Here is a 15,007-nt window from a genome sequence, read left to right as displayed (position 1 = left end):
CGCGCCCGTTTCCTTCGTTTCCCGTTCCCGTTTGCCGCCGATGTCCGCCTCCGATTCGCACGCCCCGCTGTCCCGCCCCGCCGTCGCCAAGTCGTGGCGCGGCCGCCTCGAACTCGGTTTCGAGCGGCACGGTGCGCGCACGACGCTCGCGCACCGGTTGCACGACGGCCCGCTGCGCGTGCAGCGGCCGCTGTACCCGGAAGGCGACGCGATCTGCCACGCGGTGATCGTCCACCCGCCGGGCGGCGTCGCGGGCGGCGACCGGCTCGACATCGACATCGCGCTCGGCGACGGCACGCACGCGGTGCTGACGACGCCGGGCGCGACCAAGTGGTACAAGTCGAACGGCCTCGACGCGACGCAGCGCATCGGCATCACGGTCGGCCGGGACGCGAAGCTCGACTGGCTGCCCCAGAACAACCTGTTCTTCGACGCGGCGCACGCAGCGCTCGATTTCACGGTGACGCTCGGCGCGGGTGCCAGTGCGATCGGCTGGGACGCGACGCAGCTCGGCCGGCAGGCGGCCGGCGAAACCTGGGCGGCGGGACGCATCGCGTCGACCTCGGCGCTCGTCGATGCCGACGGCCGGCCGCTTTGGACCGAACGCGCGCTGCTCGACGCGCACGATCCGCTGCGCGGCGCGCTGCAGGGCCTCGCCGGCTTTCCCGCATACGGCACGCTGTGGGCCGTCGGCGCCGCATGCGACGCCGCGCTGGCCGAATCGCTCGCCGCCCGGATGCCGTTCGACGACACGCTGCGTGCGGGCGCCACCTGCGTGACGCCCGGGGTCGTGCTCGTGCGCGCGCTGTCGACCTCGATGGAAGCGCTGCAGCGCCACTTCACCGACTGCTGGCTGCACTTGCGGCCGATCGTGCACGGCGTCGACGCACGGCCGCTGCGCCTCTGGCAAACCTGAGCGCGTCCGCGCCGCGCACCGTTTCGGCGCAAGGCCGCCTCGGACACTGCACGTTCGTCATGCACGACGCACCACGAACGCGCATCGCGCACCATGCGACAGGCATGGCACGCGCCTTGCTCCTTACATAGTCGATACACGACGCACGCAAAACAGCGCGGTGCTACGATGACTCGCGCGTCCGCCTGGTCGCCTGTACACCGATAAAAATTACGTTTTCCCGAACGTTTGCCTTCATGAAACTGACTCCCCGCGAGAAAGACAAGCTGCTGATCTTCACGGCAGCGCTGCTGGCCGAGCGCCGTCGCGCGCGCGGCCTGAAGCTCAACTATCCGGAGGCGGTCGCCTTCATCACCGCCGCGCTGATGGAAGCCGCACGCGACGGCAAGACGGTGGCCGAAGTGATGCATTACGGCACGACGCTGCTCACGCGCGACGACGTGATGGACGGCGTGCCGGAGATGATTCCCGACATCCAGGTCGAGGCGACCTTCCCCGACGGCACGAAGCTCGTGACCGTCCATCACCCGATTCCGTGAGGCCCCGCATGATCCCCGGCGAAATCCTCACCGACGACGGCGAACACGAACTGAACGCGGGCCGCGCGACGCTGACGCTCGTCGTCGCGAACACCGGCGACCGCCCGGTGCAGGTCGGCTCGCACTACCACTTCTTCGAAGTCAACGACGCATTGTCGTTCGACCGCGCGGCCGCGCGCGGCTTCCGGCTCAACATCGCGGCCGGCACGGCCGTGCGCTTCGAGCCGGGCCAGACGCGCACCGTCGAGCTCGTCGCGCTCGCGGGCGCGCGCGCCGTCTACGGTTTTCAAGGCAAGGTGATGGGGCCGCTGTAAGCCGCGCCCCGCTCTTCAGGAACAGCAACATGACACTACGCTTGAGCCGCCGCGCGTACGCGGAAATGTTCGGGCCGACGACGGGCGACCGCGTCCGGCTCGCCGACACCGAACTGCTGATCGAGATCGAACGCGACTTCACGACCTACGGCGAGGAAGTGAAGTTCGGCGGCGGGAAGGTGATCCGCGACGGGATGGGCCAGTCGCAGCGCGTGGCCGCCGACGTGCCCGACACGGTCATCACGAACGCGGTGATCCTCGATCACTGGGGCATCGTGAAGGCCGACATCGCGATCAAGCACGGCCGCATCGCCGCGATCGGCAAGGCCGGCAACCCCGACATTCAGCCAGGCGTGACGATCGCGATCGGCGCGGCGACCGAAGTGATCGCCGGCGAAGGGCTGATCGTGACGGCCGGCGGCATCGACACGCACATCCACTTCATCAGCCCGCAGCAGATCGACGAGGCGCTCGCATCGGGCGTCACGACGATGCTCGGCGGCGGCACCGGGCCGGCCACCGGCACCAACGCGACGACCTGCACGCCGGGCCCGTGGCACATGGAGCGGATGCTGCAGGCCGCCGACGGCTGGCCGATCAACCTCGGCTTCCTCGGCAAGGGCAATGCCAGCCTGCCGGAGCCGCTCGTCGAGCAGATCGCGGCCGGCGCGATCGGGCTCAAGCTGCACGAGGACTGGGGCACGACGCCCGCCGCGATCGACAACTGCCTGTCGGTCGCCGACGACACCGACACGCAGGTCGCGATCCATACCGATACGCTGAACGAAGGCGGCTTCGTCGAATCGACGGTCGCCGCGTTCAAGGGCCGCACGATCCACACGTACCACACCGAAGGCGCGGGCGGCGGCCACGCGCCCGACATCCTGAAGGTGTGCGGCGAGTCGAACGTGCTGCCGTCGTCGACCAACCCGACGCGCCCGTACACGATCAACACGCTCGACGAACATCTCGACATGCTGATGGTGTGCCATCACCTCGATCCGTCGATCGCCGAGGATCTCGCGTTCGCCGAATCGCGGATCCGCCGCGAGACGATCGCGGCCGAGGACATCCTGCACGATCTCGGCGCGCTGTCGATGCTGTCGTCCGATTCGCAGGCGATGGGCCGCGTCGGCGAAGTGATCATCCGCACGTGGCAGACCGCGCACAAGATGAAGGTGCAGCGCGGCGCGCTGCCGGAAGACGGCGCGCGCAACGACAACTTCCGCGCGAAGCGCTACGTCGCGAAGTACACGATCAACCCGGCGCTCACGCACGGCATCGCGCACGAAGTCGGCTCGATCGAGCCCGGCAAGTGGGCCGACCTCGTGCTGTGGGAACCGGCGTTCTTCGGGATCAAGCCGTCGATGATCCTGAAAGGCGGGATGATCGCGATGGCGCAGATGGGCGACCCGAACGCGTCGATCCCGACGCCGCAGCCGGTCCACTACCGCGAGATGTTCGCGACGCGCGGCGGGGCGCTCGCGCGCACGTCGCTGACCTTCGTGTCGCAGATGGCGGCCGACGCGGGCATCGCGGAACGCTACGGCCTCGCGAAGCGGATCGTACCCGTGCGCAACTGCCGCAACGTGACGAAGGCCGACATGATCCACAACGCGTGGCGCCCGTCGATCAGCGTCGATCCCGAAACCTACGACGTGATCGCCGACGGCCAGTTGCTGACCTGCGAGCCGGCAACGGTGCTGCCGATGGCCCAACGCTATTTCCTGTTCTGATTGCCGGTTTTCCGTTTCATGCGCACCCTCGACAAACGCATTGCCCCGAACGTGAAACTCGCCGCGTCGCTCGTCGCGCGCGCGCCGACGCTCACGCTCGCCTATGACGCCCGCTGCAAGAGCCGCCTCGCGGCGACGCTCGACACCGGCGAGGACGTCGCGGTCCTGCTGCCGCGCGGCACGGTCCTGCGCGACGGCGACGTGCTCGTCGCCGACGACGGCGCGCTCGTGCGCATCGCCGCCGCCCCCGAGACGGTGCTGCTCGTACGCGCGGCCGATCCGCTCACGCTGATGCGCGCCGCGTATCACCTCGGCAACCGCCACACGCCGGTCGAGATCGGCGACGGTTACCTGAAGCTCGAAGCCGACCCGGTGCTCGCCGACATGCTGCGCCGGCTCGGCACGCAGGTCGAGGAGACGCAGGTGCCGTTCCAGCCGGAAGCCGGCGCGTACGGCGGCGGCCACAAGCACGGGCACGACGCGACGTTCGCCGAGGATTACGCGCTCGCGCAGCAGGTATTCGGCGAACATCACGGGCACTCGCACGATCACGATCACGATCACGATCACGATCACGATCACGATCACGATCACGATCACGATCACGATCACGATCATCAGCATGGTCCCGGATGCACGCACGGCCACGGCCATGACCACCACTGAACTCGTCGCGCTGCTGCACCTCGCGTCGCCGGCGCTGCCGATCGGCGCGTACAGCTATTCGCAGGGCCTCGAAGCGGCACTCGACGCAAACCTGATCCGCGACGCCGATTCCGCGCGCGACTGGATCGCCAGCGGCCTGACCGACGTGCTCGCGCACGGCGAGTTGCCGTTCCTCGCGCACCAGCTCGCGCGCTGGCAGGCGCACGACACGCGCGCGCTCGCCGCCGAAAACGCGTGGTTCGTCGCGAGCCGCGAATCGGCGGAACTGCGCCGCGAAACCGAACAGATGGGCTGGTCGCTCGCGCAGCTGTGCGCAGCGCTCGAATGGGGCGATGCCGCGCGCCGCGCGACGCTCGCGTCGCTGTCGCCGGTCGCGCTGCCGACCGCGTTCGCCTACGCGGCCGCCACGCACGACGCCAGCGCCGACGCGACGCTCGCCGCATACGCATTCGGCTGGGTCGAGAACCAGACGTCCGCCGCGCTGAAGGCCGTGCCGCTCGGCCAGCTCGCCGGACAACGCATCATCGTCGCGCTGCGCGGCGCGATCGACGCGGCCGTGCGCCGGGCGCTCGCGACGCCGCCCGACGCCATCAACACGTTCGCGCCGCAGCTCGGCATCCTGTCCGCGCGGCACGAGACCCAGTACTCGCGGTTGTTCCGCTCCTGAACCCTCTCGCCAGACCATGAACGCACCTGCTCCCTCCTCCGCCCGCCGCACGAAGAAACTGCCGCCGCTGCGCGTCGGCATCGGCGGCCCCGTCGGCTCCGGCAAGACCACGCTGCTCGAAATGCTGTGCAAGGCGATGCGCGAGCGCTACGACCTCGTCGCGATCACCAACGACATCTACACGAAGGAAGACCAGCGGCTGCTGACGGTGGCCGGCGCACTGCCCGAGGAGCGCATCATGGGCGTCGAGACGGGCGGCTGCCCGCATACGGCGATCCGCGAAGATGCGTCGATCAACCTCGAGGCCGTCGACCGGATGCTGGCGCGCTTTCCCGACGCCGACATCGTGTTCATCGAATCGGGCGGCGACAACCTCGCGGCGACCTTCAGCCCCGAACTGTCCGACCTGACGATCTACGTGATCGACGTCGCGGGCGGCGAGAAGATTCCGCGCAAGGGCGGCCCCGGCATCACGAAGTCCGACCTGCTCGTGATCAACAAGACCGACCTCGCGCCGCTGGTCGGCGCGAACCTCGACGTGATGGCGTCCGACACGCGGAAGATGCGCGGCGAACGGCCTTATGTGATGACGAACCTGAAGGCGCTCGAAGGCGTCGCGGACGTGATCGCGTTCATCGAGAAGAAGGGTTTGCTGACGGTCTGAGCAGCGTCGCGGCGACACTCGACGCCGCCACGCGCACCGGGGCGGCCTTGCGCCGCCCTTCGTCGATTCGTCCCACTCGTTCTATTCGTCGTCCGACGTGCCCGGCGCGTCCTGCGGCGTGCGCGCGCCGCGCTCGGCAGGCGGCAGCAGCGCCGCGAGCACGTCGACCGTACGCGCCGTCGCGCCGCGGTGACGCGACGCGAAAGCCGCGCCGGCCGCGCCCATCGCGACGCGCCGCGCCTTGTCGGCGAACAGCGCATCGAGCACGTGCGCGAGATCGAGCGGATCCGCGACCTGCATCGCCGCACCGGCCGCGACCGCGTCGGCGGTCGCCTGCGTGAAGTTGAACACGTGCGGCCCGATCAGCACCGGCACGCCCACCGCGCACGCTTCGATCAGGTTCTGGCCGCCGAGCGGCAGCAGGCTGCCGCCGATGAACGCGATATCGGCGGCCGCGTAATACGCGCCGAGTTCGCCCATCGAATCGCCGAGCAGGACCGTCACGTCGCCCGGCAGCGGTTCGGCAGCCGGCCGGCCGGCCGCGAGCGCGGCCGCGTCCGCCGCCCAGACGGAACGCCGTACACATTTGAGCCCGCTGCGCGCGACGAGCGCCTCGACCTCGGTGAAACGCTGCGGATGACGCGGCACGAGCACCAGCAGCGCGTCGGGCGTACGCATTTCCGCGAACGCCTGCAGCACCAGCGCCTCTTCGTTCTCGCGCGTGCTCGCGGCGACCCACACGGGCCGCGCGCCGATCGCATCGCGCCACGCATGGCCGCGTGCCGCCAGTTCCGGCGGCGTCGTCATGTCGAACTTCAGGTTGCCGAGCACCGTCACGTTGCGCGCGCCGAGCGACGTCAGCCGCTCCGCGTCGGCCGGACTCTGCGCGAGCACGCGCGAGAAGCCGCCGAACACATCGCGCGTCGCCGCGCCGAACTTCGCCGCGCGCCGGAACGAACGCGCGGACATCCGCGCATTGGTCAGCACGAGCGGCACGTCCGCGCGGCGGCACTCGTCGATCAGCGTCGGCCACACCTCGGTTTCCATCACGAGGCCGAGCGTCGGCCGCCACGCGCGCAGGAAGCGCCGCACCGCGCCCGGCATGTCGTACGGCAGGTAGCAGCGCAGCACGCGATCGCCGAAGATCTGTTCGCCGGTCGCGCGGCCGCTCGGCGTCATGTGCGTGAGCAGGATGCGCGCATCGGGGCGCGCATGCATCAGCGCGTCGATCAGCGGCTGCGCGGCGCGCGTCTCGCCGACCGACACCGCATGTACCCAGATCAGCGGCGCGCGGTCGTCGCGCAAGCGGCCCGCAACGTGACCGAAGCGTTCGCCGATATGCTCGCGATAACCGCGCTCCTTGCGCGAGCGCACGTAGAGCCGGATGACCGCGGCCGGCGCGACGAGCCACCACAGCGCGCGATAGATCACCCTCAGCATGCGGCGGCCCTCGTGTTGCGTCGAAGCAGGTGCGCGCTCAAACCAGCGCCCTGCCCGTCAGGCGTTCGAGAATGCCGAGCGGCGCGCATTCGCGGCGGACCATCGCGTCGACCGGCAGGAAGAACGTCTGTTCGAGCATGAACTGGCCGGACATCACAGCGTGCGAAGTCTGATCGGAGAAACATATCCACACGCAACCCGGCGGAAACGGCATCGTCTCCTGCGGGCTCGTCTTCTGGTAGTCGAGATCGGCCTTCATGCTGTCGTGCAGGTTCAGCATCAGGTGGTCGTATGCGCTGCGCGGCGACTTCGTCACGTGCAGCAGGTTCAGCAGCCACGCGGCGCCCGGCAGTTGCGGCCTGATCGACGGCAGGAAGCGCTTCGCGACGTCCTCGAACGGCTCGCCGACGCGCCAGACGCGCGGCACGCCGGCCGGGTTCACGTTCGTGAACACGCGCAGGATGCGCTCGCCGTAGTTCGGCCGCGACGGGAACGCGTCGACGTGCAGCCGGCTGTCGTCCTTGCGCCACGACGTCTGGCGCGTCTCGACCTGCATCAGCCGCAGGCTGGTCGGCGCGACGCGCAGCTTGCCGCGGTATTCCGGAAAGAGGCCGTCGACCAGCGTGCCGGCCTGCTGCTGGAAGCGCGCGACGAGCGCGCGCACCGCCGACTGCGTGACGCTGTCGCCGAGCACGCCGGCGAGCGTGCCGCCGTTCGGCGCGAGGCTGATGTTCTTGCGTTTCGGATCGGCGAGCGCCGGATCGAGCAGCGCTTCCTCGCCGCCTTCGATCACGAAGCGCAGGTGCGGGAAATACAGCACCTTGCCTTCCTCGACCGCGGCCAGCAGCTGCTCGCGCGGCGCCGACAGGTTGTGCCCGCTCCAGTCGGCGGACGAGACTTCGATGATCTGGGATTCGCTCATGATCGGTTCGCGTGTGGGACAGCGTTACAGGAGACCGAAGCCCGCGAGCGCCGACTTCACCTGCGCGATCGACGGGGGCTGCCCCGCCGTGCCGAGATTGACGACGTTCGGCGACCAGTAGCCGCCGGTCCGCCAGGCCGTCGCGAAATTGTACAGTTCGACCGTCGGACGCTTCAGCGCGGCCGCGATGTGAACCAGACCTGTATCAACCCCGACGGTCGCGGCCGCGCCGTCGATCAGACCGACCACGGCCGGCAGCGACAGTTTCGGCGGCACGATCGCAGCATCGCCGAATTCCTTCGCGAGCCGCTCGCTGGTCGCGCGTTCCGCGTCGTTGCCCCACGGCAGCACGAGCGACGCGCCGCGCCGCACGAGCGCCTGGCCGAGTTCGATCCACGCGGCGTCCGGCCACTGCTTGTCGGCACGCGACGTCGCATGGACGAACACCACGTACGGCACCGGCAGGTTCAGGCCGAGCGCGGCCACCGCGAGCGCCGCCGCGCGCGTGTCGAGACCGAAGTCGACCGGATCGGCCGGCGTCGGCGCGGGGTCGTTCAGCGCGGCCGCGACGAGTTGCCGCGACCGCTCGACGACGTGCGTCCGTGGCGCGATCGGCACGCGCTTCGCATAGAAGAAGCGCACCGGCCATTCGTAGCCGGCGCCATCGGTGCGGTTGCCGAGCCCGACCAGCGGGCCGCGCGCCCAGCTCGCGACCCAGGCCGTCTTGATGAGGCCCTGGCAGTCGATCACGAGATCGTACTGCTCGGCCGCGAGACGCTTGCGGAATGCGCGGATCTCGCGCCACGTGGCGCCCGAGAACGGCTTCTTGCGCCAGCGGCGCAGCGAGAACGGCAGCACGTTGCGCACGCCGTCGACGAGCCGCACGAGGTCGACGAAGCTTTCCTCGACGAGCCAGTCGATCTGCGCGTCGGGGTGGCGGCGCCGGATATCGGCGATCACCGGCATGTTGTGCACGACGTCGCCCAGCGACGACACGCGCACGATCAGGATCTTTTGCACGCTGAAAAAACGCCGGCTGGCAGCCGGCGACAGGCATAAAGGGGGGATTTTATCTCGCCCGGCGGGGCGGACAGACAAAAAGCGGCGCACGCCCGTGGCGTGCGCCGCTTTTCGGGAGAATCGCGGCCGACGAAGCTGCCGCGGCACCGCGGGCGGCCCGCAGGCCGCCGGCGCTCAGAACGGCAGCTTGACGTCCGGCTTCGCGGCCGTCAGCACACGGCGGAAGTCTTCCTGGATCCGCTTGAGCCCTTCCTGCGTCTCGGCTTCGAAACGCATCACGACGACCGGCGTCGTGTTCGACGAACGCGCGAGACCGAAGCCGTCCGGGTACTCGACGCGCAGGCCGTCGATCGTCACGACTTCCTCGGCGCCGTCGAACTTCGCCTCTTTCTGCAGCTTGTCGATCAGGCTGAAGTTCTCGCCTTCGTCGAGCCAGAGCTGCAGTTCGGGCGTGCTCATCGCGTCCGGCAGCGCATTGAGCAGCGCGCTCGGGTCGGCCGTCTTCGCGACGATCTCGAGCAGGCGCGCGCCCGTGTAGAGGCCGTCGTCGAAGCCGTACCAGCGATCCTTGAAAAACACGTGGCCGCTCATTTCGCCGGCGAGCGGCGCACCCGTCTCGCGCAGCTTCGCCTTCACGAGCGAGTGGCCCGTCTTCCACATCAGCGGCTCGCCGCCCTTCGACTTGATCCACTGCGCGAGGTGGCGCGTGCACTTCACGTCGTAGATGATCTGCGCGCCCGGGTTGCGCGACAGCACTTCTTCCGCGAACAGCATCAGCTGGCGGTCCGGATAGATGATCTGGCCGTCCTTCGTGACGACGCCCAGGCGGTCGCCGTCGCCGTCGAACGCGAAGCCGAGTTCGGCATCGGTGTCCTTCAGCGCCTGGATCACGTCCTGCAGGTTTTCCGGGTGCGCGGGATCGGGGTGGTGGTTCGGGAACGTGCCGTCGATGTCGGTGAAACGTTCGACGAGTTCGCAGCCGAGCGCCTTGAACAGGCGCGTCGCGAGCGGGCCCGCGACGCCGTTGCCGGCGTCGACGACCAGCTTCAGCGGCCGCGCGAGCTTCACGTCGCCGACGATGCGCGCGATGTACTGATCGGCGACGTCGACTTCCTCATAGGTGCCGCTGCCCGTCTCGAAGCGCTCGTCGACGATGCGGCGGTACAGCGCCTGGATCTGCTCGCCGTAGATCGCGGCGCCGCGCAGCACCATCTTGAAACCGTTGTAGTCGGGCGGGTTGTGGCTGCCCGTGACGACGATGCACGAATCGACGCGGCGCTCGCCGCCCTTCAGCGCCAGCGGCACGTTTGCCGCGAAATAGCCGACCGGCGTCGGCACCATGCCGACGTCGACGACATCGACACCGGCCGCACGCAGGCCATCGGCGAGCGCGCCGACGAGCTCCGGCCCGGACAGGCGGCCGTCGCGCGCGACGACGACCGCGTCGCCGCCCTGCGCACGCACTTCGCTGCCGAATGCGCGGCCGATCCCGCGCGCCGTATCGACGTCGAGTGTCTTGCCGACCACGCCACGGATGTCATATGCCTTGAAGATGGATTGGGAGATCATCGATTCTCTTCTCTCTCAGTTGCGTGCATGGAAAATTGTCTGGCTTGGCTGGCCGCCTCTCGCCGGTGCCGCGCATGATACATGCGGCCCCGCAAAACAAGGAACGGAACGGCTGGAGCGGTCGCGATCCCACTTATAATCGCGGGTTTCGATGACGCGCATACCGCCCATTTTAATGCCTAGCCGTCCCGCCGCCGCCAATCCGCAGCCTTCGGGCGCCCTGCCGGCCGCCCCGCACGCGCGCCGCCGCGCCGCATGCTGAAGCGCTTCGGCAACCCGGACGTCGCGAAAGCCGTCGCGAACCTCGTCTGGCTGGGGCTCGAACGGCTCACGCAGATCGGCGTCGCGATCGCGATCAGCGGCCTGCTGGCCCGTTATTTCGGGCCAGATGTGTTCGGCAAATGGCAGTATGCGAATACGCTTCTCCTGGTACTCGCGCCGCTCACCTGGGTGTGCGGCGCGGAAATCCTCGTCCCGACCATCGTCCAGCGCCCGCCCGCCCAGCTCGGCGCGGTGCTCGGCAGTGCGTTCGCGCTGCGCATCGCCGTCTCGGTCGCCGCGCTCGTCGCGACCTGGATCGCGATCGCCGCGGGCGCGTTCGACCCGCTGGTCGGTGCGATGCTCACGGGTCTCGCCGTCACGATGGTGTTCCGCGAACCGTTCGTCGGCGTGATCAACGCGTGGCTGCAAAGCATGACCCACAGCAAGCCGCAGCTCGTCACCAGCATGGTCACGGCGCTCGCGAAGGCGCTGCTCGTGTGGCTGCTGGTCCGCGCGGCCGCCGGCCCCGCCCGCTTCGCGTGGCTGTGGGCGCTCGAGGCCGCCGCGATCGGCTTCGCGCTGCTGCTGTACTACCGGCATCGTAACGGCGGCGCGCTCGGCTGGACGTTCGATAAACCGCTGTTCAGGCACTTTGCGACGGCCGGCACCGTGTTCTGGCTCGGCCTGATCTGCATGTACCTGTTCCTGAAACTCGACCGCCTGATGCTCGAGCGTCACGTGTCGTTCGCCGATCTCGGCCGCTATTCGGCCGCGCAGCAGCTCAACGAAAACTGGATCACGCTCGCGCTGATGCTCGCGCAGACCATCGCGCCCGCGTTCGTCTACCGCGTGCAGGACGTCGCGCGGCTGCGCCGCAACATCGTCCGCCTGATCGCGATGACGGCCGGCCTGATGACGGCCGGCGCGCTCGTGCTCGACGCGGCCGCCCCGCTGATCGTCGGCAAGGTGTTCGGCCACGGCTACGAGGCATCGGTCGACATCTTCCGCTGGGCCGTCTGGCTGTCCGTGCCGGCCGGCATCGAGGCGATAGGCAATCTTATCGTTCTCAAATATCAAGCAAAATTCGTGTTGCTGTCGAAATGGCTGCTCGCGCTGGCGATCGCCGCGGTCGTCAACCTGTTCGCGATCCCGCGGCTCGGCCTGTACGGCGCGCTCGTCGGGCTGGCGGCCGGCTACCTGGCCGCGGCCGCCGTCAACTTTTATTACATCCGTTTCAAGCTGCGAACATGACGTCCCCTGATTGCCCGCCCCCGCTCGACGACGTGGCCGTGCTGATGCCGGCCTACAACGGGCACGACGACGTCGTCCGGACCCTTGCGTCGTTTCGCGAGGATGCGCCCGTGCACGTGCTGGTCGTCGACGACGGCAGCACGCCGCCGATCGTCGCGCCCGACCTGCCGGGCCTCGCGATCGAGGTGCTGCGCATGCCGCGGAACGGCGGCATCGAGCGCGCGCTCGCGGCCGGCATCGACGCGCTCGCGGCGCGCGGCTTCCGCTATGCGGCCCGCATCGACGCGGGCGACCTGGCCGTGCCGCAGCGCCTCGCGAAGCAGCGTGCGTATCTCGGCGCCCACCCGAACGTCGCCTGCGTCGGCATGTGGACGCAGGTCGTGTCGCGCGCCGGCGAACCGCGCTTCATGCTGACGCCGCCCGCCGATCCGCGCACGCTGCGCCGCACGCGCTTCCTGCGCTCGCCGCTCGTGCATCCTTCGGTGATGCTGCGCATCGACGCCGTGCGGGAAGTGGGCAACTATCGCGAGAAATACCGCGCGGCCGAGGATCTCGATCTTTTTTTACGGTTAATGCAACGCTACGATTGCGCGAACCTGCCGGAACTCGGCCTGTATTACGAACTGAACGAGGGCGGGATCAGTGCGACCAAGCGCCGGCGCCAGCTGGTGTCGACGCTCACGCTGCTGCTGAGCCATTTCAACGCGCTGAACCCGTACGACTGGGCCGGCCTCGCCAAGAACCTGCTGCATTTCGTGACGCCGTACCGGACGTTGCAGCGGATCAAGCAGACGCTGTTCGCCGCGCGGCCGTCCGCCTGACGCCGATCCGGCATTTACGACGCTTTATTTTTTTCTTTTTTCATGTCCGCCACTTCCCCGCTGCGCATCGCGCTCGTCTGCAACACGGCCTGGGCGATCTACACGTATCGCCACGGGCTGATCCGTGCGCTCGTCGCGCGCGGCGCCGAGGTCGTCGTGATCGCGCCGCACGACCGCACGGTGCCGTTGCTCGAGCAGATGGGCTGCCGCTACGTGAAGCTCGCGGTCGCGTCGAAAGGCACGAGCCCGCGCGAGGATCTCGGCACGCTCGCGGCGCTGGTGCGCCACTACCGCGCGCTCAAGCCCGATCTCGTGTTCCATTACACGATCAAGCCGAACATCTACGGGTCGGTCGCCGCGTGGCTCGCGCGCGTGCCGTCGATCGCGGTGACGACCGGACTCGGCTACGTCTTCATCCAGAAAAGCCGCGCGGCGAGCGTCGCGAAGCGCCTGTACCGGTTCGCGTTCCGCTTCCCGCGTGAAGTGTGGTTCCTGAACCGCGACGACCTCGCGACCTTCACCGACGAACAGTTGCTCGCGCATCCCGAGCGCGCGCGGCTGCTGCACGGCGAAGGCGTCGATCTCGAGCAGTTCGCGCCCGTGCCGCTGCCCGCCGGCGACGCGCCCGTCTTCATCCTGATCGGCCGGCTGCTGTGGGACAAGGGCGTGCGCGAATACGTGGAAGCCGCGCGCATCGTGCGCGGCCGCTTCCCGAACGCGCGCTTCCAGCTGCTCGGGCCGCTCGGCGTCGACAATCCGAGCGCAATCGGGCGCGCGGACGTCGACGCATGGGTCGGCGAAGGCATCGTCGAATATCTCGGCGAGGCGCACGATGTCCGCCCGCATATCGCGGCGACCGACTGCGTCGTGCTGCCGTCGTACCGCGAAGGCGTGCCGCGCACGCTGATGGAAGCATCGGCGATGGGCCGCCCGATCGTCGCGACCGACGTGCCGGGCTGCCGCGACGTCGTCGCCGACGGCGAAACCGGCTTCCTGTGCCGCGTGCGCGACAGCGCAAGCCTCGCGGAGCAACTGCTCCGCATGATCGAACTCGGAACGGCCGGGCGCGACGCGATGGGCGCGCGCGGCCGGCGGAAAGTCACGGCGGAATTCGACGAGCAGCAGGTCGTCGAACGCTACCGGCAGACCATTCGTTCGTTGACCGGCATCACTCTCTGAAGGAGCGCATCAGCAATGACCGCTAAAGGCACCATCCTCGTTACCGGCGGCGCGGGCTATATCGGCTCGCACACGGCCGTCGAGCTGCTCGACAACGGCTACGATGTCGTGATCGTCGACAACCTCGTCAACAGCAAGGCCGAGTCCGTGCGCCGCATCGAGCGGATTACCGGCAAGACGCCCGCGTTCCATCAGGTCGACGTGTGCGACGAAGCCGCGCTCGCGAAGGTGTTCGACGCGCACCCGATCACCGGCACGATCCATTTCGCGGCGCTCAAGGCCGTCGGCGAATCGGTCGCGAAGCCGCTCGAGTACTACCAGAACAACATCGGCGGGTTGCTGGCGGTGCTCAAGGTCATGCGCGAGCGCAACGTCAGGCAGTTCGTGTTCAGCTCGTCCGCGACCGTGTACGGCGTGCCCGAGCGCTCGCCGATCGACGAATCGTTCCCGCTGTCGGCGACGAACCCGTACGGCCAGTCGAAGCTGATCGCCGAGCAGATCCTGCGCGATCTCGAGGTGTCCGATCCTTCGTGGCGCATCGCGACGCTGCGCTACTTCAACCCGGTCGGCGCGCACGCAAGCGGGCTGATCGGCGAGGATCCGGCCGGCATCCCGAACAACCTGATGCCGTATGTCGCGCAGGTCGCGGTCGGCAAGCTGGAAAAGCTGCGCGTGTTCGGCTCCGACTATGCGACGCCGGACGGCACCGGCGTGCGCGACTACATCCACGTCGTCGATCTCGCGAAAGGACACATCGCCGCGCTCGACGCGCTCGCGAAGCGCGACGCGAGCTTTGTCGTGAACCTCGGCACCGGCCAGGGCTACAGCGTGCTGGAAGTCGTGCGTGCGTTCGAGAAGGCGTCGGGCCGCCCGGTGCCGTACGAACTCGTCGCGCGCCGCCCGGGCGACATCGCCGAGTGCTACGCGAATCCGCAGGCCGCGGCCGACATCATCGGCTGGCGCGCGACGCTCGGGATCGAGGACATGTGTGCCGACCACTGGCGATGGCAGGAGGGGAACCCGCGCGGTTTTGTATAATCCG

15 protein-coding genes are annotated in these 15,007 nt (G+C 68.9%); 11 read left to right on the top strand and 4 right to left on the bottom strand.

The window, feature by feature from the left end; all coding sequences use genetic code 11:
- The first annotated feature begins 40 nt into the window (after positions 1 to 40).
- The 7 genes from AC0KUR_RS24625 (at position 41) to ureG (ending at position 5,502) form a co-directional block, all read left to right on the top strand.
- Positions 41 to 916: an urease accessory protein UreD gene (locus tag AC0KUR_RS24625; protein WP_034187296.1), complete on the top strand. Its 876-nt coding sequence runs from the start codon at positions 41 to 43 to the stop codon at positions 914 to 916.
- 236 nt (positions 917 to 1,152) lie between these two features.
- A complete protein-coding gene (gene ureA / locus AC0KUR_RS24620) occupies positions 1,153 to 1,455 on the top strand; it encodes an urease subunit gamma (protein ID WP_006406310.1) in 303 nt (100 codons plus the stop codon).
- A gap of 8 nt (positions 1,456 to 1,463) precedes the next feature.
- Positions 1,464 to 1,769 carry an urease subunit beta gene (locus AC0KUR_RS24615; RefSeq protein ID WP_034187295.1) on the top strand — a complete coding sequence of 102 codons (306 nt, stop codon included), beginning with the start codon at positions 1,464 to 1,466 and terminating at the stop codon, positions 1,767 to 1,769.
- A gap of 29 nt (positions 1,770 to 1,798) precedes the next feature.
- Entirely contained in the window at positions 1,799 to 3,505 is a 1,707-nt protein-coding gene (gene ureC, locus AC0KUR_RS24610; RefSeq protein WP_034187294.1) for an urease subunit alpha, read from the top strand.
- Positions 3,506 to 3,523: 18 nt separating this feature from the next.
- A complete protein-coding gene (gene ureE, locus AC0KUR_RS24605) occupies positions 3,524 to 4,171 on the top strand; it encodes an urease accessory protein UreE (protein WP_473376527.1) in 648 nt (215 codons plus the stop codon).
- Positions 4,158 to 4,838: an urease accessory protein UreF gene (locus tag AC0KUR_RS24600; RefSeq protein ID WP_473376526.1), complete on the top strand. Its 681-nt coding sequence runs from the start codon at positions 4,158 to 4,160 to the stop codon at positions 4,836 to 4,838. Before ureE ends, AC0KUR_RS24600 begins: the two co-directional genes overlap by 14 nt.
- Before the next feature lie 16 nt (positions 4,839 to 4,854).
- Complete coding sequence (gene ureG, locus AC0KUR_RS24595) at positions 4,855 to 5,502, top strand: urease accessory protein UreG (RefSeq protein ID WP_034187291.1); 648 nt, start codon at positions 4,855 to 4,857, stop codon at positions 5,500 to 5,502.
- A gap of 81 nt (positions 5,503 to 5,583) precedes the next feature.
- Here ureG and waaA read toward each other — a convergent pair whose 3' ends face one another.
- From waaA to AC0KUR_RS24575, 4 genes are all read right to left on the bottom strand, one after another.
- Positions 5,584 to 6,942 (bottom strand): lipid IV(A) 3-deoxy-D-manno-octulosonic acid transferase, encoded by a 1,359-nt coding sequence (waaA, locus tag AC0KUR_RS24590; RefSeq protein WP_473376525.1) that lies wholly within the window; start codon positions 6,940 to 6,942, stop codon positions 5,584 to 5,586.
- Positions 6,943 to 6,979: 37 nt separating this feature from the next.
- Entirely contained in the window at positions 6,980 to 7,864 is an 885-nt protein-coding gene (locus tag AC0KUR_RS24585; RefSeq protein WP_473376524.1) for a Kdo hydroxylase family protein, read from the bottom strand.
- Between the two features lie 24 nt (positions 7,865 to 7,888).
- The gene (gene waaC / locus AC0KUR_RS24580; protein ID WP_034187288.1) at positions 7,889 to 8,884 is read right to left on the bottom strand and encodes a lipopolysaccharide heptosyltransferase I; all 996 of its coding nucleotides are present in this window, start codon (positions 8,882 to 8,884) and stop codon (positions 7,889 to 7,891) included.
- Positions 8,885 to 9,058: 174 nt separating this feature from the next.
- Positions 9,059 to 10,453, bottom strand: coding sequence for a phosphomannomutase/phosphoglucomutase (locus AC0KUR_RS24575; RefSeq protein ID WP_049030306.1), 1,395 nt, complete (start codon positions 10,451 to 10,453; stop codon positions 9,059 to 9,061).
- A gap of 255 nt (positions 10,454 to 10,708) precedes the next feature.
- On the opposite strand from AC0KUR_RS24575, the gene AC0KUR_RS24570 reads away from it, so the two are divergent.
- From AC0KUR_RS24570 to galE, 4 genes are read left to right on the top strand one after another with little or no spacing between them, the layout of a single operon-like run.
- Entirely contained in the window at positions 10,709 to 11,965 is a 1,257-nt protein-coding gene (locus AC0KUR_RS24570; RefSeq protein ID WP_473376523.1) for an oligosaccharide flippase family protein, read from the top strand.
- On the top strand, positions 11,962 to 12,786 hold the full coding sequence (locus tag AC0KUR_RS24565) for a glycosyltransferase (protein ID WP_059557209.1): 825 nt from the start codon (positions 11,962 to 11,964) through the stop codon (positions 12,784 to 12,786). Before AC0KUR_RS24570 ends, AC0KUR_RS24565 begins: the two co-directional genes overlap by 4 nt.
- Positions 12,787 to 12,828: 42 nt before the next feature.
- Entirely contained in the window at positions 12,829 to 13,965 is a 1,137-nt protein-coding gene (locus AC0KUR_RS24560) for a glycosyltransferase family 4 protein (protein ID WP_124607818.1), read from the top strand.
- A 15-nt stretch (positions 13,966 to 13,980) separates the two neighbouring features.
- The gene (gene galE / locus AC0KUR_RS24555) at positions 13,981 to 15,003 is read left to right on the top strand and encodes a UDP-glucose 4-epimerase GalE (RefSeq protein WP_034187283.1); all 1,023 of its coding nucleotides are present in this window, start codon (positions 13,981 to 13,983) and stop codon (positions 15,001 to 15,003) included.
- Positions 15,004 to 15,007: the final 4 nt, after the last annotated feature.

This window comes from Burkholderia sp. YHN3-13, from assembly GCF_055810675.1.
Note: the sequence above shows the minus strand (reverse complement) of the source record. Positions and strands in the feature narration are given on the sequence as shown.